The following is an 18,247-nucleotide window of genomic DNA, read 5'->3' as shown; positions in this document are numbered from 1 at the left end:
CGAGGAGAAACCAGGTGAAGCCCAAAAAACAAGTGGTTGCCGCCACCATGAAAGACGTCGCCTTAAAGGCAAACGTTTCCACGGCAACCGTGTCCCGAGCGTTGATGAACCCTGATAAGGTGTCGCAAGCCACCCGTAACCGGGTCGAGCAGGCGGCGCTGGAAGTCGGCTATTTACCGCAGTCGCTCGGACGCAATATGAAGCGCAACGAATCGCGGACGATCCTCGTGATCGTTCCGGATATCTGCGATCCCTTTTTTAGCGAAGTGATCCGCGGTATTGAAGTCACTGCCGCCGAGCATGGATATCTGGTGTTAATCGGCGATTGCGCCCACCAGAATCAGAAAGAAAAAACCTTTATCGACCTTATCATCACCAAGCAGATTGACGGCATGGTGCTGCTCAGCTCGCGCCTGCCGTTTGACGCCAGCGTGGAAGAGCAGCGCAATTTGCCACCGATGGTCATGTCGAACGAGTTCGCGCCGGAACTGGAGCTGCCCACCGTCCACATCGATAACCTGACGGCGGCCTTTAACGCGGTAAACTACCTTCACGAGCTGGGACACCAGCGTATCGGCTGCATCGCCGGCCCGGAAGATATGCCGCTGTGCCATTATCGCCTGCAGGGTTACGTGCAGGCGCTGCGCCGCAGCGGTATCACCGTTGATCCGCACTATATCGCTCGCGGCAACTTTACCTTCGAAGCTGGCGCCAATGCGCTGGAGCAGCTGCTGTCGCAGCCGGTACCGCCCACGGCGGTCTTTTGCCATAGCGATGTGATGGCGCTGGGCGCCTTATCGCTGGCGAAACGCCGCGGTCTGAAAGTGCCGGACGACCTGTCGATTGTCGGCTTCGATAACATCGCGTTGTCTGAATTTTGCGATCCGCCATTGACCACCGTGTCACAGCCGCGTTTTGATATCGGCCGTGAAGGAATGCTGCTATTACTTGAGCAAATGCAGGGTCATAACGTGAACAGCGGCTCGCGCCTGCTCGATTGCGAACTGATAGTTCGCGGCAGTACGCAAAAAATCAGACGATAACCATCAGGCTTTCGGGCCTGCTCTTCTGGTCAAAGGCCCGCCGCTTAAGTAACATGGCGGGCTGACGAACGAATATAAGACAGCGAAACGATAGTGGCACAACGAGATTATGTACGCCGCAGCCAACCGGCTTCTTCGCGGCGCAAAAAGAGCACTACCCGAAGCTCAAGGAATAAGCAAAGCAGCCTTCCGGCAATTTCACCGGCTATGGTGGCTATCGCGGCGGCTGTGCTGGTGGCCTTTATCGGTGGACTCTATTTCATTACGCACCATAAGAAAGAAGAAGCGGAAGCGATGCAAAATCGCCAGGCCGCCGGCAACGGCTTGCCGCCAAAACCGGAAGAGCGTTGGCGCTATATTAAAGAGCTGGAAAGCCGACAGCCGGGCGTTCGCGCGCCGACCGAACCGACCGCCGGCGGCGAAGTGATGAAACCGGAGCAGCTGACTGACGAACAGCGCCAGCTGCTGGCCCAGATGCAGGCCGATATGCGTCAACAGCCGACTCAGCTGACCGAAGTGCCGTGGAACGAACAAACGCCGGCCCAGCGCCAGCAGACGCTACAGCGCCAGCGTTTAGCGCAGCAACAGCAGCAGGCGCAACAGCAACAGTGGGCGCAAACTCAGCCGCAGACCGTGCAGCAGCAGCCGCGCGTTCAGCAGCCGAAGCCGGTCCAGCAGCAACAGCCGAAGCAGACCGCGTCAAACCAGCAGCCGTACCAGGATCTGCTGCAGACGCCAGCGCATACCAATACCACGCAGCCGCGTACCCAGGCCGCGGCGCCGGTAACTCGGGTGGAAGAAGCGCCGAAAACCACCGCCGAGAAGAAAGACGATCGTAGCTGGATGATCCAGTGCGGCTCCTTTAAAGGCGCCGAGCAGGCCGAAACCGTCCGCGCTCAGCTGGCTTTCGAAGGGTTTGCTTCGCACATCACCACCAACAACGGCTGGAACCGCGTGGTCATTGGCCCGCTGAAAGGCAAAGAAAGCGCCAACGAGATGATCACCCGCCTGAAGATGGCTGGACACGCGAACTGCATTCGTCTCGCCGCCAGGGGTTGAAACCCTCAAAAACCCCCCCATCTATAATTGCATTCGGCCCCGCGGACAGCGCGGGGCCCCTGTTCCGCTTTTGCAACCAAGGGGTCTGCTCGTGACTACAATTGTAAGTGTTCGCCGTAACGGCCATGTTGTTATTGCCGGTGATGGCCAGGCCACGCTGGGCAACACCGTAATGAAGGGCAACGTGAAAAAAGTGCGTCGTCTGTACAACGACAAAGTGATTGCCGGTTTCGCTGGTGGCACCGCCGACGCCTTCACGCTGTTCGAACTGTTTGAACGTAAACTGGAAATGCACCAGGGCCATCTGGTGAAGGCCGCCGTTGAGCTGGCTAAAGACTGGCGAACCGATCGGATGTTGCGCAAGCTGGAAGCGCTGCTGGCCGTCGCGGACGAAAACGCGTCGCTTATCATCACCGGTAACGGTGACGTGGTACAGCCGGAAAACGATTTGATTGCTATCGGCTCCGGCGGTCCTTACGCCCAGGCCGCGGCCCGCGCGCTGCTGGAAAACACCGATATGGGCGCGCGCGATATCGCCGAGAAAGCGTTGGATATTGCAGGTGATATCTGCATCTATACCAACCATTTCCACACCATCGAAGAATTACCTTCTAAAGCGTAAGGATCTCCCATGTCTGAAATGACCCCACGCGAAATTGTCAGCGAACTGGACAAACACATTATCGGCCAGGACGCCGCCAAGCGTTCTGTTGCTATCGCCCTGCGTAACCGCTGGCGCCGGATGCAGCTTAACGAAGAGCTGCGTCATGAAGTCACGCCGAAAAACATTCTGATGATCGGCCCAACCGGCGTCGGTAAAACCGAAATCGCTCGTCGTCTGGCGAAACTGGCCAACGCGCCGTTTATTAAAGTTGAAGCGACGAAGTTCACCGAAGTGGGCTATGTCGGTAAAGAAGTGGATTCTATCATCCGCGATCTGACCGATGCGGCGATCAAAATGGTTCGTATGCAGTCCATTGAAAAGAACCGTTACCGCGCGGAAGAGCTGGCTGAAGAGCGCGTACTTGACGTGCTGATCCCACCGGCGAAGAACAACTGGGGCCAGACTGAGCCGTCGCAGGAACCGTCTGCGGCGCGCCAGGCGTTCCGTAAGAAACTGCGTGAAGGCCAGCTGGACGATAAAGAGATTGAAATCGATCTCGCCGCGGCGCCGATGGGCGTTGAAATCATGTCCCCTCCGGGCATGGAAGAGATGACCAGCCAGCTGCAGTCCATGTTCCAGAACCTCGGCGGCCAGAAGCAGAAACCGCGTAAGCTGAAAATCAAAGACGCAATGAAGCTGCTGATTGAAGAAGAAGCGGCCAAACTGGTCAATCCGGAAGAGCTGAAGCAGGAGGCCATCGACGCTGTAGAGCAGCACGGTATCGTCTTTATCGACGAAATCGACAAAATCTGTAAGCGCGGCGGCAACACCTCCGGCCCGGACGTCTCCCGTGAAGGCGTACAGCGCGACCTGCTGCCGCTGGTGGAAGGCTGCACCGTCTCCACTAAGCACGGGATGGTCAAGACCGACCACATCCTGTTCATCGCCTCGGGCGCGTTCCAGGTGGCCAGCCCGTCCGATCTGATCCCGGAACTGCAGGGGCGTCTGCCGATCCGCGTTGAGTTGAAGGCGCTGACCACCCACGACTTTGAGCGCATCCTGACTGAACCGAACGCCTCCATCACCGTGCAGTACAAGGCGCTGATGGCGACCGAAGGGGTGAATATCGAATTTACCGAAGACGGTATCAAGCGTATCGCTCAGGCCGCATGGCAGGTAAACGAAACCACCGAGAACATCGGCGCGCGCCGTCTGCACACCGTGCTGGAGCGCCTGGTGGAAGATATCTCCTATGATGCCAGCGAGATGAACGGCCAGACCGTCACTATCGATGCCGAATATGTGAGTAAGCACCTGGATGTTCTGGTGGCAGATGAAGATCTGAGCCGTTTTATCCTATAATCCGGTGCAATGCATTTTCATCACTGTTGATGGGGGCTATCGCCCCCATTTTTATTGGCTAGAATAACTATGACTGATATCAGCCGTTCTCAGGCGTGGCTGGAAAGCCTGCGTCCTAAAACGTTACCGCTGGCATTTGCCGCGATTATTGTTGGCACCGTCCTTGCCTGGGAGCAGGGGCATTTTGATCCCTGGGTCGCCCTGCTGGCGCTGATCACCGCCGGCTTGCTGCAAATTCTTTCCAACCTCGCCAATGACTACGGCGACGCGGTCAAGGGGAGCGATAAACCGGACCGCATCGGGCCGCTGCGCGGGATGCAGAAAGGGGTGATTACCCCCCAGCAGATGAAGCGCGCCCTGATTGTCACCGTCGCGCTGATCTGTCTGTTTGGTCTGGCGCTGCTGTGCGTCGCCTGGCAGAGCGTCGGCGATTTCATCGGCTTCCTCGCGCTGGGTGGCTTGTCGATCGTGGCCGCCATCACCTACACGGTGGGCACCCGCCCGTATGGTTATATCGGCCTTGGTGATATTTCGGTACTCGTTTTCTTCGGCTGGCTGAGCGTCCTCGGCAGCTGGTATCTGCAAGCGCATAATGTGGAAGCGGCCATCTTTCTGCCGGCAACGGCCTGCGGTCTGCTGGCGACCGCCGTGCTGAACATCAATAACCTGCGTGATATCGACAGCGACCGGCAGAACGGGAAGAACACCCTCGCCGTGCGCCTGGGGCCGGTGAATGCCCGCCGCTATCATGCCTGCCTGCTGCTCGGCGCCCTGCTGTGTCTGGCGCTGTTTAACCTGCTGGCGCTGCATTCAGCCTGGGGCTGGCTGTTTATTCTCGCTACGCCGCTGCTGGTCAAACAGGCGCGTTACGTCCTGCGCGAATCCGATCCGCTGGCGATGCGGCCGATGCTCGAAAAGACGGTCAAAGGGGCTTTACTGACCAACCTACTGTTTGTTATCGGGATTATTGCCAGTAAGCTGGCGGCTTAACTGACAAATATCAATTAACAATTGATGATTTTGCCAACAATGCGATTCGCGGGATATACTAAAAACTCTCGCAGCAACTGAACGTTAAGCCTATGAAATACGATACTTCCGAGCTTTGTGACATCTACCAGGAAGATGTCAACGTCGTGGAACCGCTGTTCTCTAACTTTGGAGGACGGTCGTCGTTTGGTGGACAGATCATTACGGTAAAATGTTTCGAGGATAACGGGTTGCTCTACGATCTGCTCGAGCAGAATGGCCGTGGTCATATTCTCCTGATCGACGGCGGCGGCTCAGTACGACGCGCGTTAATTGACGCTGACCTGGCGCGTCTGGCCGTACAGAATGAATGGGAAGGGTTGGTGGTCTATGGCGCGGTGCGCCAGGTTGACGACCTTGAGGAACTGGATATCGGCATCCAGGCGCTGGCGGCCATTCCGGTCGGCGCAGCTGGCGAAGGCATCGGCGAAAGCGACGTGCGCGTCAATTTCGGCGGCGTGACCTTCTTCAGCGGCGACCATCTGTATGCCGATAACACCGGGATGATCCTGTCGGAAGACCCGCTGGATATCGAATAAGCCTTGCGCCATAAAAAAGGCCTTCTCCATGAGAAGGCCTTTTGTTTATCCGGCGCGTAACTTAGTACAGTTTCTTCGCGCAATCCAGCCAGTCGTTCTTGAACGGACGCTTCATGTTCTCGATGGCATCGATGATGTCGTGGTGCACCAGCTTCTCGTTCTGGATGCCGACGCAACGGCCGCCATGGCCCTGCAGCAGCAGCTCAATCGCATAGGCGCCCATGCGGGAAGCCAGGATACGGTCGTAAGGAACCGGGGAACCGCCGCGCTGAATGTGGCCGAGGACGGTGGCGCGGGTTTCACGGCCGGTCTCTTTCTCGATGTAGCTGGCCAGCTCGTCAACGTCGCACATGTGCTCGGTGATCGCCACGATAGCGTGTTTTTTCCCTTTCGCGATGCCGGCTTTGATTTCAGCCACCAGATCGTCGCGGGTATATTCCACTTCCGGCACCATGATGAACTCACAGCCGCCAGCAATCGCCGCCGCCAGAGTCAGGTCGCCGCAGTAACGGCCCATCACTTCCACCACGGAGATACGCTGGTGCGAAGAGGAGGTGTCGCGCAGACGGTCAATCGCTTCCACCACGGTGCTCAGAGCGGTGAAGAAGCCGATGGTGTAGTCAGTGCCTTTGATATCGTTGTCGATGGTGCCCGGCAGGCCGATGCACGGGAAGCCCATCTCGGTCAGGCGCATCGCACCCATGTAGGACCCGTCACCACCGATAACCACCAGCGCGTCCAGGCCACGCTTCTTCATGTTTTCGATAGCCACAGCGCGGATGTGTTCTTCGCGGAATTCCGGGAAGCGAGCGGAGCCCAGGAAGGTGCCGCCGCGGTTGATCATGTCGGAAACGCTGTAACGGTCGAGCTGAACCATACGGTCTTCGTACAAGCCGAGGTAACCGTCATAGATTCCAAAAACTTCCAGACCTTCCGTTAATGCCGCGCGCACAACGCCACGAATTGCTGCGTTCATGCCCGGCGCATCACCGCCACTTGTCAACACACCGATTTTCTTAATCATGACTACCTCTGAACTTAGGAAGCAAAAAATAATTCTGTTGCCTGAAGCGCTCCCTCACCAGGAGTGCACGACGCTAATGACAATAGTATATCAAACGCTTCAAGCTGAATTGATTCAGGTCAGACCAAACGGCGGTAATTTATACAAAAAATGCCGAGCTGACCCACATTTTTACATCGAATTTACAGACTATAACCTAACGCTCAAAAAAGCCCTGCTGCGCCGCTGGCACCACAGAACTGGGATCCTGATGGATAATGACATCGGATCCCGGGAAACGGCGCAGAATCGCCTGCTCCACCTGGTCTGCAATCACGTGGGCTTGCACCAGCGGGAGGTTATCTTCCATTTCCAAATGAATCTGAATAAAGCGGGTCGGCCCTGACTGCCGCGTTCGTAGATCGTGCGCCCCGCGGATGCCGGGCCATGCGGTCACGATGGTGATAATGTCCTGACGCTCCTCGTCAGGCAAAGCGCGGTCGAGTAACGACTGAACCGCCTCATAGCCCATCCGCAGCGCGCTATATAAAATATAGATGCCAATTCCTAAGGCAAACAACGCATCGGCGCGATGCCAGCCGTACCAGGATAGGCCCAGCGCCACCAGAATGGCGCCGTTCATCATAACATCAGACTGATAATGAAGCATATCCGCCCGCACCGCCTGGCTCTGGGTTTTTCGCACCACCCAGCGCTGGAAAGTCACCAGCGCCAGCGTGCTGACGAGAGCGATCAGCGTCACTACGACCCCGACGCCGGCGGCCTGCAGCGGCTCCGGACGCACCAGGTGCTGAATACCGGTGAGAAACAGGAACAGCGCCGAGCCGGAGATAAACATGCTTTGCGCCAGCGCCGCCAGCGACTCCGCTTTGCCGTGGCCAAAGGTGTGTTCTTCATCAGCTGGTTGCAGCGAATAGCGAACCACCAGCAGGTTGGTCAGCGAGGCGGCAATATCCACCAGCGAATCCACCAGCGCAGCCAGAATACTGACTGAACCGGTATACCACCACGCAAAAATTTTGATCAAAAGTAACGCAGAGGCCATCGCTGTCGCAGCGATAGCGGCGCGGCTGACCAACCGGCCATAAGATTGATTCATATAGGCTCCTTCTCCTGCACTGCGCTTAGTATAACCTGAACTTGTGACGCTCACGGGAAAGGCGAAGAAGTTGATTTGCCGAAAAAAGGGCAAAAAAAACCCCCTCATCATGAGGGGGGAAGACAGGGATGGTGTCTATGGCAAGGAAAACAGGGTTTGTTACTGGGGTTGCAGGGTGTTGCTACTACTCGAAAGCATCATCGCTGAGCCTTTCTGCATCCTTGCAACCTCACGCAACTGATCCATACGTTGCTGGTGCTTAGCATTTAAAACCGCTTGCTGCTCTGGCGTAAGCAGGTGGTACATCTGGTTGCGGACCTTAGCCATCTCGACCTGGCGAGCAACCTGTTCCTGCGCCATCTTTTCTGCCTGAGCGCGCACAGCGTTTTCATCAAAATTTTCCGCGGTGACAAGGCGATGCATTGTCTCCATTTCGCTAACATTAACGGGGAGCCTGTCGTGGCGTGCCCGTTGCATAAGATCCCGTAACTGCTGACGTTGCTGCTCGGTTAAACTTATGCCGTCAAACATATGGCTCTGGCTACCGCGCTGTCCCCCTTCGTCTCCGGGGAGCCAGTTAACGCTGGTAACGACTTCAGCGGCCTGGCTAATTGCACTTAGCGCCAGCGTTGAGGCCATGACGGCAGCGATAACATTGCGCATCACATACTCCCAAAACGTTTGTGTCGCGATTCAACGAGAGACAGTCTACGATTCAGGCTGCAAACATGCGTCAGGGGGTGTAAAACAACGTAAAGTCATGGATTAGCGGGCCTTGATGACGTAATTTCTGCCTCGGAGGTATTTAAACAATGAATAAAATCCTGTTAGTTGATGATGACCGGGAGCTCACCTCCCTGTTAAAAGAGCTGCTCGATATGGAAGGTTTTAACGTGCTGGTGGCCCATGATGGGGAACAGGCGCTGGCCCTTCTGGACGACAGCATTGATTTATTGCTGCTCGACGTAATGATGCCGAAGAAAAACGGTATCGATACGCTGAAAGAGCTGCGTCAGACACACCAGACACCGGTTATCATGCTAACAGCGCGCGGGAGCGAGCTGGATCGCGTTCTCGGCCTCGAGCTGGGCGCAGATGACTATTTGCCTAAGCCGTTCAACGATCGTGAACTGGTGGCGCGTATACGCGCGATTCTGCGCCGTTCCCACTGGAGCGAACAGCAGCAGACGACCGAAGCCGGTTCGCCGACCCTGGAAGTGGATGCCTTAAGCCTCAATCCGGGCCGTCAGGAAGCCAATTTCGATGGCCAGACGCTGGAGCTCACCGGCACCGAGTTCACCCTGCTCTATCTGTTAGCGCAGCATCTCGGCCAGGTGGTGTCACGCGAACATTTAAGCCAGGAAGTGTTAGGCAAGCGCCTGACGCCGTTCGACCGCGCTATCGATATGCATATTTCCAACCTGCGGCGTAAGCTGCCGGAGCGCAAAGATGGCCATCCGTGGTTTAAAACGCTGCGTGGCCGCGGGTATCTGATGGTTTCCGCTTCATGATTGGAAGTTTGACTGCACGCATCTTCGCCATCTTCTGGCTCACGCTGGCGCTGGTGTTGATGCTGGTGCTGATGTTGCCCAAACTGGACTCCCGGCAGATGACCGAGCTGCTGGAAAGCGAGCAGCGTCAAGGCATCATGATCGAGCAGCACGTCGAGGCCGAGCTGGCCAACGATCCGCCGAACGACCTGATGTGGTGGCGTCGTCTGTTTCGCGCCATCGATAAATGGGCGCCTCCTGGGCAACGCCTGCTGCTGGTGACCAGCGAAGGCCGCGTGATCGGCGCAGAACGCAACGAGATGCAGATCATTCGCAACTTTATCGGCCAGGCCGATAACGCCGATCATCCGCAGAAAAAACGCTATGGCCGCCTGGAAATGGTGGGCCCGTTCTCCGTCAGGGATGGGGAGGATAACTATCAGCTGTATCTGATCCGTCCCGCCAGCACCTCACAATCCGACTTTATCAACCTGCTGTTTGACCGGCCGCTGCTGCTGCTGATCGTCACAATGCTGGTTAGCGCCCCGCTGCTGCTGTGGCTGGCGTGGAGCCTGGCGAAACCAGCGCGTAAGCTGAAAAATGCCGCCGACGAGGTCGCCCAGGGCAACCTGCGGCAGCATCCGGAGCTGGAAGCTGGACCGCAGGAGTTTTTAGCCGCCGGCGCCAGCTTTAACCAGATGGTGACGGCCCTGGAGCGGATGATGACCAGCCAGCAACGGCTACTGTCCGATATCTCGCATGAGCTGCGCACGCCGCTTACGCGCCTGCAGCTGGGCACCGCCCTGCTGCGCCGCCGCAGCGGTGAGAGCAAGGAGCTGGAGCGCATCGAAACTGAAGCGCACCGGCTGGACAGCATGATCAACGACCTGCTGGTGATGTCGCGCAATCAGGCGAAAAACGCCCTGGTGAGCGAGACGGTCAAAGCCAATCAGCTGTGGAGCGAAGTGCTGGACAACGCGGCGTTTGAAGCCGAGCAGATGGGTAAATCCTTCACCGTTGAGTATCCTCCTGGCCCGTGGCCGCTGTACGGTAACCCCAATGCGCTGGAAAGCGCGCTGGAGAACATCGTCCGCAACGCCCTGCGCTACTCGCACACGAAGATTTCCGTCAGCTTCTCGGTGGATAAAGACGGGATTACGGTTAACGTCGATGACGACGGCCCGGGAGTCAGTCCGGAGGATCGCGAGCAGATTTTCCGGCCATTCTACCGGACCGACGAGGCGCGCGACCGCGAGTCCGGCGGCACCGGCCTGGGGCTGGCGATTGTCGAAACCGCTATTCAGCAGCACCGTGGCTGGGTGAAGGCCGACGACAGCCCGCTGGGCGGTCTGCGCTTAACCCTCTGGCTGCCGCTGTATAAGCGCACCTGATGATATCCCGGCTTGCGCTACGCTAAGCCGGGAGCATCCCCGGAAATACTCAATATGGGGGAATTATTTCCCCCATAATCTCCGCGAACTATCCTCGATCTTACCGCTTAAACGGCGCTTCTGCATGGTTCTGCTCCAGCTCACCGACAGGCCCGCGGCCGACAATAAGCGGTGGTACTGATCGTCATCAAACGGCATATGCCAGGCAATCGCCCCGGCCTCATGGACGCTGACCTCACTCAGGCGAGAGACCAGCTCGAGCGGCGCATCGCTGGAGGCTTTCCCCCCGGCGATCACCCGATACAACCAGCCGGTCTTCCCGCTGTTTTGCATCAGCTGAGCCATGTCATTGATCGAAAAATGAAAGTTGAGCTTGAAGCACGGAGAGCGCGGCTGGGTGACCTGGATCAGCGCCTCGCCCCAGCGAAAGATATCGCCAATGTAGACGTTTTGTTCGGTGAGCCCGGTGGTGGAGAGGTTTTCGCCGAACGCCGGGGCGCAGAACCGATCGGCCTGCTGGGGGAATTCACGGATCCAGTCGGCATAGTGTTCGCGCGGATAGTGACACAGCGCGCGGTCCGGCCCGCCGTGGATTTTCTTCTCCGCCTGCTCATCCCCTTCGAGACCGAGATCGCCGAGCTGCAACTCGCCGTCAACCTGGATTTTGCCGATCGCGCTGGGACGACTGCCCGTGTAGTCCCTGATTTTGCCAACAAAGACATTCACCGGATAATGCATCTCTGCTCTCCTTGCTACCGATATAAAAAAAGCGAGCCATCAGACTCGCTTCTCTCTTAGCACATTGCAACCTTATTTTTTGGCGGCAAAACGCGCTGCAGCTTCGTCCCAGTTCACCACATCCCAGAAGGCTTTGATGTAGTCCGGGCGACGGTTCTGGAATTTCAGGTAGTAAGCGTGTTCCCACACGTCCAGACCCAGGATCGGGAAGCCGGAAGCGCCGGAAATGGCTTCGCCCATCAGCGGGGAATCCTGGTTAGCGGTGGAGACAACGGCCAGTTTGTCACCTTTCAGGACCAGCCACGCCCAGCCGGAACCGAAACGGGTAGCAGCGGCTTTTTCAAATTCCGCTTTGAAGTTGTCCACAGAGCCGAAATCGCGCTCGATAGCCGCTTTCAGATCGCCCTGCAGAGTGGTACCGGTTTTCAGGCCTTTCCAGAACAGGCTGTGGTTCGCGTGGCCGCCGGCGTTGTTACGCAGTACGGTTTTTTTGTCAGCCGGCAGCTGATCCAGCTTGGTGATCAGCTCTTCAGCGGACAGGTTAGCGAACTCCGGCAGGCTTTCCAGCGCGGCGTTGGCATTGTTCACGTAGGTCTGATGGTGTTTGGTGTGATGGATCTCCATCGTCTGCTTGTCGAAGTGCGGTTCCAGAGCATCGTAAGCGTACGGCAGGGATGGCAGGGTATAGCTCATAATCATCTCCATTATTGTCGAGCGGCTCAAGTGTTAACGCCGCGTAAGCAGTTTGTCCATTATAGTTAATTAAATGGTATTGAAAATGCTTATCAATGCCGTATTTTTCATATGGATATAACCAGAAGAAATACCCGCCGTTTTGTGATGTAGAACAACTAATTAAGCCCATGGTTGCCAGAGTTCGCCATCCTGTGGCAACGTCCTGAAGGCGGCCAAAGCGGCTAATTTTTACACTCATCGCATCGGAAGCCGCCGTCTCCGATAAAAAAAGATGAGGATAAAATCAATGAACCACGCGATTACGATGGGTATTTTTTGGCATTTGATAGGGGCCGCCAGTGCCGCCTGTTTCTATGCCCCGTTCAAGAAAGTAAAACACTGGTCGTGGGAAACCATGTGGTCGGTCGGGGGGATCGTCTCCTGGCTGATCCTGCCCTGGGCCATCAGCGCCACGCTGTTACCCGATTTCTGGGCCTACTACCGCTCCTTTAACGCCTCCACGCTGCTGCCGGTCTTTCTGTTCGGCGCCATGTGGGGTATCGGTAATATCAACTATGGCCTGACCATGCGCTATCTCGGCATGTCGATGGGGATTGGCATCGCCATTGGCATCACGCTGATTGTCGGTACGCTGATGACGCCGATTATTAACGGTCAGTTTTCGGTGCTGATGCACACCCAGGGCGGTCAAATGACGCTGCTCGGCGTGCTGGTGGCGGTGGTTGGCGTTGGCATCGTCACCCGCGCGGGCCAGCTGAAAGAGCGCAAAATGGGCATCAAAGCCGAAGAGTTCAATCTGAAGAGAGGGCTTCTGCTGGCGGTGATGTGCGGTATCTTCTCGGCAGGGATGTCGTTCGCGATGAACGCCGCCAAACCGATGCATGATGCCGCCGCGGCGCTCGGCGTCGACCCGTTATATGCGGCGCTGCCAAGCTACGTGGTGATTATGGGCGGCGGGGCGCTGGTTAACCTTGGCTTCTGCTTTATTCGTTTGGCAAAAGTGAAGAGCCTGTCCGTCAAAGCCGATTTCTCGCTGGCCAAACCCCTCATCATCAGCAACCTGCTGCTTTCCGCCCTCGGCGGCCTGATGTGGTATCTCCAGTTCTTCTTCTATGCCTGGGGCCACGCCAGCATTCCGGCGCAGTATGACTATATGAGCTGGATGCTGCACATGAGCTTCTACGTACTGTGCGGCGGTCTGGTGGGTCTGGTGCTGAAAGAGTGGAACAACGCCGGTCGTCGTCCGGTGAGCGTCCTGAGCCTCGGCTGCGTGGTGATCATCATCGCCGCCAACATCGTCGGTCTGGGAATGGCCCGTTAAGCACCGGAGCATTTGCCTGACAAAGACGCGCTTCAGGCGGCGGCGCGACTGCGCTGCCGCCACTGCCCCGGCGACATGCCGATTTCCCGGCTGAACACCACCGAAAAGTAGTTACTGTCCTCAAAGCCGCACTGCATGGCGATATCGCCGATTAAGCGCTCGGTATGCTGCAACAGATACTGCGCATGGCAGATCCGCAGCTGGCGTAAATAGTGATTGATGGTCATCCCGGTTTGCTGGCGAAACTGCTGACGTAGCGCCCGCTCGCTGCCACCCTCCTGCTCGCAGAAACGCTCCAGGACAAAGGGGCGGCTCAGGCTGGCCGCCAGCGCGGCCAGCAGTTTGTCCAACAGCGCTTCGCGCTGCGTCGCCGCCAGGTTATCCGTCGCGTAGCGATGCCGCTGGAGGGTCAGCGCCAGCTGAGCAAACAACAGCTCGGCCATCGCATTCCCCTGCGCATCGTGCCGGGAACACTCATGCTCAAGCTGACTAATCACCTGACGCGCCTGCGCCATACCGGTGCTGCCCATGCGCCAGTGGGGCTTCCACGGGGTGCCGAAGAGGCCAGGGATCGCCCCCGCCCAGTCGAAATTGAGCTGCAGCCGCTCCGGGCAATAGATGATGTTCTGCAGAACCAGATCGTTAACGGAAGCATAGGAGTGTTTATCTTCGGCGCGAATATAGAACAGATCGCCGCGGGTAATGCGCCAGGGACGGTCGTTGAGAACATGCAGCCCGTTGCCCCGCCACACCAGCACCAGCTCGCAGAACTCATGGGTGTGTTCAGCGAAGACGTTTTGCGGATAGCGGTCAGCCACCGCCACCGCCTGCGTGGCGGAAGGGAAAAATTCCTCTTTACGTAGAATCAAACCGGCCACGGCTCACACTCCCAACGCGGATAACGGCGCATTATTCGCGTTTTTGCTCCGCAATACGTTGACTCCTCTCGCGTTACTGAAGAATAGCGTCGCGGCCCTGGCGGATATCGCGCGGCGACCAGGAAAACTCGCGGCGAAAAAGCGTCGAAAAGTGGTTACTGTCGCCGAATCCGCAGCGATAGGCGATATCCGTCACGCTTTCATCGCTGTGGCGCAGCAGGTGGCGGGCTTTCATCAGGCGCACCCGATTGAGATAGCGCTGCGGCGTCAGGCCGGTCTGCTGCTTCAGCTGACGGTGCAGGGTACGCAGCGACAGCGAAAACTGCGCCGCCACCTCCTCCCAGCAGATCTCCTGCGCAAAATGGTCTTCCAGCCAGGCCAGCAGCTGATTAAGCCGCGCATCGTTGTTGGTGGCCTCTTCCGCAAGGCTGCTTTTCCGCAGCAGCACCAATAGCTGCATAAACAGGATCTCACGGCTGGCGACGGCATGGGTATCCGTTTCGCTCCCCATGGCCTCCATCTGCGCCACGATATGCCGAACCTGCTGCAGGACCGTCTGGTTCACCCGCCAGTGCGATGGGTAGTTCCCCTCCTGCTCCTGGGGCAGCAGTTGGCTGACCCCGGCGAGAAACCGAAACGCATCCGGCGCGCGATAGAGCACGTTGGTCAGACACAGATTGTCCGTGTGCTCGTAAAGATGCCGGTCGTGATCGCGAATAAAGCAGACCGAGCCGCCGCCGATGGTATAGGGCTGGCCATTGAAGACGTGAATGCCCGTACCCTGCTCAACGATGACAATTTCATGAAAATCATGGTGATGCTCAGGAAAGGCCGACTGAGGGAGGCGGGGTTCAATAGCCACCGTCGAGATCCCGGCCTTAAAGAAATCCGTACTGTGCAATATGGTCATGATGCCACCCTCGTAATGAGAAAAATTATCAGTCACCGGCTGATAGTAATGAAGGGTTGGCTATCCGGCCTTCAATTTTTGACCATGAAATTCGTAAATCCTGCCGCTTTTTCAAGAATCAGCCGGAAAGATGCGGAACTGCGGACCCCATCACATCCTCCTTACCACCGCCCAAAACCGCAATTTGTGATTTTCCTCACGGTCACCTTTGCTTTCTTGCCAGCGGCCAGTTTCGGCTGTCCGTAGCGAGAAGGTGTGAGTCAGCGCCCTTTTTTAGACTGCGGACAATGATTTTAAGAAGGATCGTTCCATGAGTATTCGTCATTGTGTCGCCGTCGATTTAGGCGCCTCCAGCGGGCGGGTCATGCTCGCCAGCTATCAGTCCGGGCCGCGCGCCCTGACGCTGCGTGAAATTCATCGCTTCACCAACAGCCTGCAGAAGGTCGATGGCTTCGACTGCTGGGATCTCGATAGCCTCGAAGGCGAGATCCGCCGCGGGCTGGAGAAAGTGTGTGAGCAGGGCATCCTGATCGACAGCATCGGCATCGATACCTGGGGCGTGGATTATGTCCTGCTGGATAAGCAGGGTCAGCGCGTCGGGCTGCCGGTCTCCTATCGTGACGATCGCACCCAGGGCCTGCTACGTCACGCTGAAGAACAGCTGGGCCGGGCGGAGATCTATCGCCGCAGCGGCATTCAGTTTCTGCCGTTTAACACCCTTTATCAGCTGCGCGCCCTGGTGGAACAGCAGCCGGAGCTGGTCAGTCAGGCCGCCCATGCCCTGCTGATCCCCGACTATTTCAGCTTCCGCCTGACCGGCAATCTGAACTGGGAATATACCAACGCCACCACCACCCAGCTGGTCAACATCCACAGCGATAACTGGGATGAGACGCTGCTGAACTGGACCGGCGCGCCGCGCGAGTGGTTTGGCACCCCGACGCATCCCGGCAATGTGACAGGCCACTGGATCTGCCCGCAAGGCAACCGTATTCCGGTGGTCGCCGTCGCCAGTCACGACACCGCCAGCGCGGTGATCGCCTCCCCGCTGGCCGACGGCCACGCCGCCTATCTCTCCTCCGGCACCTGGTCGCTGATGGGGTTTGAAAGCCTGACCCCTTACACCTGCGACGCGGCGCTGCAGGCCAATATCACCAACGAAGGCGGAGCCGAAGGCCGCTATCGGGTGCTGAAAAATATCATGGGCCTGTGGCTGCTGCAGCGGGTGCTGAAAGAACAAAACGTCAGCGACCTGCAGGGGCTGATCGCCCGCACTGCCGCGCTGCCGGCGTGTCGCTTCATCATTGACTGCAATGACGACCGCTTTATCAACCCGGCCAGTATGAGCGCCGAGATCCAGGCCGCCTGCCGCGGATCCGGCCAGCCGGTTCCTCACAGCGACGCCGAACTGGCGCGCTGCATTTTCGACAGCCTGGCGCTGCTCTACGCCCGGGTGCTTAACGAGCTGGCGGCGCTGCGCGGCCAGCCCTTTAGCCAGCTGCATATCGTCGGCGGCGGCTGCCAGAACGAACTGCTCAACCAGCTGTGCGCCGACGCCTGCGGGATCGCCGTCGTGGCCGGCCCGACAGAGGCCTCCACCCTCGGCAATATCGGCATCCAGTTAATGACCCTCGACGAGCTGGCCAGCGTCGATGAGTTTCGTCAGGTGGTGCGCGGCAACGCATCCCTCACCACCTTTACCCCCAATCCTGATAGTGAAATTGCCCGTTTCGTGGCGCAGTTTCAGCCACAACAGACCAAGGAGCTTTGCGCATGACCACTCAACTTGAACAAGCCTGGGAAATTGCTAAGCAGCGCTACGCCGCCGTCGGCGTGGATGTCGAGGAGGCCCTGCGCCAGCTGGACCGTCTGCCCGTTTCCATGCACTGCTGGCAGGGTGACGACGTCGCCGGGTTCGAAAATCCGGCGGGAAGCCTGACCGGCGGCATCCAGGCCACCGGCAATTACCCGGGCAAAGCGCGCAATGCTCAGGAGCTACGCGCCGACCTTGAGCAGGCGCTGAGCCTGATTCCGGGGCCAAAACGTCTCAACCTGCACGCTATTTATCTGGAAGCCGACGCGCCGGTGGCGCGCAATGAGATAAAGCCGGAGCACTTTAAAAACTGGGTCGAGTGGGCGAAAGCCAACAAACTGGGGCTGGATTTCAACCCCTCCTGCTTCTCGCATCCGCTGAGCGCCGACGGCTTTACCCTGTCGCATGCCAACGATGAGATCCGCCAGTTCTGGATCGACCACTGCAAAGCCAGCCGCCGCGTATCCGCTTATTTTGGCGAACAGCTGGGCACCCCGTCGGTGATGAATATCTGGGTGCCGGACGGCATGAAGGACATTACCGTTGACCGCTTCGCGCCGCGCCAGCGGCTGCTGAACGCGCTGGATGAAGTCATCAGCGAAAAATTCGACCCGGCGCACCACATTGACGCCGTCGAGAGCAAGCTGTTCGGTATCGGCGCCGAAAGCTATACCGTCGGCTCCAACGAGTTCTATATGGGCTATGCCACCAGCCGCCAGACGGCGCTGTGCCTGGATGCCGGCCACTTCCACCCGACGGAGGTCATCTCCGACAAGATCTCCGCCGCCATGCTCTACATCCCGCGCCTGCTGCTGCACGTCAGCCGCCCGGTGCGCTGGGACAGCGACCACGTGGTACTGCTGGATGATGAGACTCAGGCCATCGCCAGCGAAATCATTCGCCATAACCTGTTTGACCGCGTGCACATCGGCCTCGACTTCTTCGATGCCTCCATCAACCGCATCGCGGCCTGGGTGATTGGTACCCGCAATATGAAAAAAGCGCTGCTGCGCGCCCTGCTGGAACCGACCAACCAGCTGCGCCAGCTGGAGAACGACGGCGATTACACCGCCCGCCTGGCGCTGCTCGAAGAGCAAAAATCCCTGCCGTGGCAGGCCATCTGGGAGATGTACTGCCAGCGTCACGACACGCCGGCGGGCAGCCAGTGGCTGGACAACGTGCGGGCTTATGAGAATGCGGTTCTGAGCCAGCGCGGGTAATACACGGGCTTCCCCGGGTCGCGGCTGACGC

General features: G+C 58.0%; 18 protein-coding genes. 11 read left to right on the top strand and 7 right to left on the bottom strand.

The window, feature by feature from the left end:
- The first annotated feature begins 14 nt into the window (after positions 1-14).
- The 6 genes from cytR (at position 15) to rraA (ending at position 5,636) form a co-directional block, all read left to right on the top strand.
- Positions 15-1,043: a DNA-binding transcriptional regulator CytR gene (gene cytR, locus ABLV64_RS14840; protein ID WP_004203676.1), complete on the top strand. Its 1,029-nt coding sequence runs from the start codon at positions 15-17 to the stop codon at positions 1,041-1,043.
- 93 nt (positions 1,044-1,136) lie between these two features.
- Positions 1,137-2,102 (top strand): cell division protein FtsN, encoded by a 966-nt coding sequence (ftsN, locus tag ABLV64_RS14835; RefSeq protein WP_074440959.1) that lies wholly within the window; start codon positions 1,137-1,139, stop codon positions 2,100-2,102.
- Positions 2,103-2,193: 91 nt separating this feature from the next.
- Positions 2,194-2,724: an ATP-dependent protease subunit HslV gene (gene hslV, locus ABLV64_RS14830; protein WP_002882918.1), complete on the top strand. Its 531-nt coding sequence runs from the start codon at positions 2,194-2,196 to the stop codon at positions 2,722-2,724.
- Positions 2,725-2,733: 9 nt separating this feature from the next.
- Complete coding sequence (hslU, locus tag ABLV64_RS14825) at positions 2,734-4,068, top strand: HslU--HslV peptidase ATPase subunit (RefSeq protein ID WP_004203674.1); 1,335 nt, start codon at positions 2,734-2,736, stop codon at positions 4,066-4,068.
- 69 nt (positions 4,069-4,137) lie between these two features.
- On the top strand, positions 4,138-5,058 hold the full coding sequence (gene menA / locus ABLV64_RS14820; RefSeq protein WP_004203673.1) for a 1,4-dihydroxy-2-naphthoate polyprenyltransferase: 921 nt from the start codon (positions 4,138-4,140) through the stop codon (positions 5,056-5,058).
- 92 nt (positions 5,059-5,150) lie between these two features.
- The gene (rraA, locus tag ABLV64_RS14815) at positions 5,151-5,636 is read left to right on the top strand and encodes a ribonuclease E activity regulator RraA (RefSeq protein WP_002882913.1); all 486 of its coding nucleotides are present in this window, start codon (positions 5,151-5,153) and stop codon (positions 5,634-5,636) included.
- Positions 5,637-5,697: 61 nt separating this feature from the next.
- Here the strand turns inward: rraA and pfkA are convergent, their stop codons facing one another.
- The 3 genes from pfkA to cpxP form a co-directional block, all read right to left on the bottom strand.
- Positions 5,698-6,660, bottom strand: a complete 963-nt coding sequence (gene pfkA / locus ABLV64_RS14810) for a 6-phosphofructokinase (RefSeq protein WP_002882911.1) — start codon at positions 6,658-6,660, stop codon at positions 5,698-5,700.
- Between the two features lie 196 nt (positions 6,661-6,856).
- Positions 6,857-7,759, bottom strand: coding sequence for a CDF family cation-efflux transporter FieF (fieF, locus tag ABLV64_RS14805; protein WP_002882907.1), 903 nt, complete (start codon positions 7,757-7,759; stop codon positions 6,857-6,859).
- Positions 7,760-7,918: 159 nt separating this feature from the next.
- Complete coding sequence (cpxP, locus tag ABLV64_RS14800) at positions 7,919-8,422, bottom strand: cell-envelope stress modulator CpxP (protein WP_004203672.1); 504 nt, start codon at positions 8,420-8,422, stop codon at positions 7,919-7,921.
- 149 nt (positions 8,423-8,571) lie between these two features.
- On the opposite strand from cpxP, the gene cpxR reads away from it, so the two are divergent.
- Positions 8,572-9,270 (top strand): envelope stress response regulator transcription factor CpxR, encoded by a 699-nt coding sequence (cpxR, locus tag ABLV64_RS14795; RefSeq protein ID WP_004203671.1) that lies wholly within the window; start codon positions 8,572-8,574, stop codon positions 9,268-9,270.
- Positions 9,267-10,640 (top strand): envelope stress sensor histidine kinase CpxA, encoded by a 1,374-nt coding sequence (cpxA, locus tag ABLV64_RS14790; RefSeq protein WP_004203670.1) that lies wholly within the window; start codon positions 9,267-9,269, stop codon positions 10,638-10,640. Before cpxR ends, cpxA begins: the two co-directional genes overlap by 4 nt.
- A 63-nt stretch (positions 10,641-10,703) precedes the next feature.
- Here cpxA and yiiM read toward each other — a convergent pair whose 3' ends face one another.
- On the bottom strand, positions 10,704-11,378 hold the full coding sequence (yiiM, locus tag ABLV64_RS14785; RefSeq protein ID WP_032455462.1) for a 6-hydroxyaminopurine reductase: 675 nt from the start codon (positions 11,376-11,378) through the stop codon (positions 10,704-10,706).
- Between the two features lie 72 nt (positions 11,379-11,450).
- The gene (gene sodA / locus ABLV64_RS14780) at positions 11,451-12,071 is read right to left on the bottom strand and encodes a superoxide dismutase [Mn] (protein WP_004203668.1); all 621 of its coding nucleotides are present in this window, start codon (positions 12,069-12,071) and stop codon (positions 11,451-11,453) included.
- 289 nt (positions 12,072-12,360) lie between these two features.
- Between sodA and rhaT the strand changes: the two genes are divergently transcribed.
- Positions 12,361-13,395 (top strand): L-rhamnose/proton symporter RhaT, encoded by a 1,035-nt coding sequence (gene rhaT, locus ABLV64_RS14775; protein ID WP_004203667.1) that lies wholly within the window; start codon positions 12,361-12,363, stop codon positions 13,393-13,395.
- 32 nt (positions 13,396-13,427) lie between these two features.
- Here rhaT and rhaR read toward each other — a convergent pair whose 3' ends face one another.
- Both rhaR and rhaS read right to left on the bottom strand, forming a co-directional pair.
- Entirely contained in the window at positions 13,428-14,273 is an 846-nt protein-coding gene (rhaR, locus tag ABLV64_RS14770; protein ID WP_004203666.1) for an HTH-type transcriptional activator RhaR, read from the bottom strand.
- A 73-nt stretch (positions 14,274-14,346) separates the two neighbouring features.
- Complete coding sequence (gene rhaS / locus ABLV64_RS14765; protein ID WP_004203665.1) at positions 14,347-15,183, bottom strand: HTH-type transcriptional activator RhaS; 837 nt, start codon at positions 15,181-15,183, stop codon at positions 14,347-14,349.
- Between the two features lie 310 nt (positions 15,184-15,493).
- Here rhaS and rhaB point away from each other — a divergent pair, with 310 nt between their 5' ends.
- Together rhaB and ABLV64_RS14755 are read left to right on the top strand one after the other, a co-directional pair.
- Complete coding sequence (gene rhaB / locus ABLV64_RS14760; RefSeq protein WP_053810897.1) at positions 15,494-16,960, top strand: rhamnulokinase; 1,467 nt, start codon at positions 15,494-15,496, stop codon at positions 16,958-16,960.
- On the top strand, positions 16,957-18,216 hold the full coding sequence (locus ABLV64_RS14755) for an L-rhamnose isomerase (protein WP_004203663.1): 1,260 nt from the start codon (positions 16,957-16,959) through the stop codon (positions 18,214-18,216). Before rhaB ends, ABLV64_RS14755 begins: the two co-directional genes overlap by 4 nt.
- Positions 18,217-18,247: the final 31 nt, after the last annotated feature.

This window comes from Klebsiella sp. JB_Kp031 (genome assembly GCF_040064295.1).
In the GTDB taxonomy this organism is placed as follows: Bacteria; Pseudomonadota; Gammaproteobacteria; order Enterobacterales; family Enterobacteriaceae; genus Klebsiella; species Klebsiella quasipneumoniae.
This window is presented reverse-complemented; position numbering and strand designations above follow the sequence as displayed.

Excerpts from the sequence above, each read along its gene's own strand:
- hslU (WP_004203674.1), top strand. The coding sequence starts at position 2,734 with ATGTCTGAAATGACCCCACGCGAAATTGTCAGCGAACTGGACAAACAC.
- menA (WP_004203673.1), top strand. The coding sequence starts at position 4,138 with ATGACTGATATCAGCCGTTCTCAGGCGTGGCTGGAAAGCCTGCGTCCT.
- rraA (WP_002882913.1), top strand. The coding sequence starts at position 5,151 with ATGAAATACGATACTTCCGAGCTTTGTGACATCTACCAGGAAGATGTC.
- pfkA (WP_002882911.1), bottom strand. The coding sequence starts at position 6,660 with ATGATTAAGAAAATCGGTGTGTTGACAAGTGGCGGTGATGCGCCGGGC.
- fieF (WP_002882907.1), bottom strand. The coding sequence starts at position 7,759 with ATGAATCAATCTTATGGCCGGTTGGTCAGCCGCGCCGCTATCGCTGCG.
- cpxP (WP_004203672.1), bottom strand. The coding sequence starts at position 8,422 with ATGCGCAATGTTATCGCTGCCGTCATGGCCTCAACGCTGGCGCTAAGT.
- cpxR (WP_004203671.1), top strand. The coding sequence starts at position 8,572 with ATGAATAAAATCCTGTTAGTTGATGATGACCGGGAGCTCACCTCCCTG.
- cpxA (WP_004203670.1), top strand. The coding sequence starts at position 9,267 with ATGATTGGAAGTTTGACTGCACGCATCTTCGCCATCTTCTGGCTCACG.
- yiiM (WP_032455462.1), bottom strand. The coding sequence starts at position 11,378 with ATGCATTATCCGGTGAATGTCTTTGTTGGCAAAATCAGGGACTACACG.
- sodA (WP_004203668.1), bottom strand. The coding sequence starts at position 12,071 with ATGAGCTATACCCTGCCATCCCTGCCGTACGCTTACGATGCTCTGGAA.
- rhaT (WP_004203667.1), top strand. The coding sequence starts at position 12,361 with ATGAACCACGCGATTACGATGGGTATTTTTTGGCATTTGATAGGGGCC.
- rhaS (WP_004203665.1), bottom strand. The coding sequence starts at position 15,183 with ATGACCATATTGCACAGTACGGATTTCTTTAAGGCCGGGATCTCGACG.
- rhaB (WP_053810897.1), top strand. The coding sequence starts at position 15,494 with ATGAGTATTCGTCATTGTGTCGCCGTCGATTTAGGCGCCTCCAGCGGG.
- ABLV64_RS14755 (WP_004203663.1), top strand. The coding sequence starts at position 16,957 with ATGACCACTCAACTTGAACAAGCCTGGGAAATTGCTAAGCAGCGCTAC.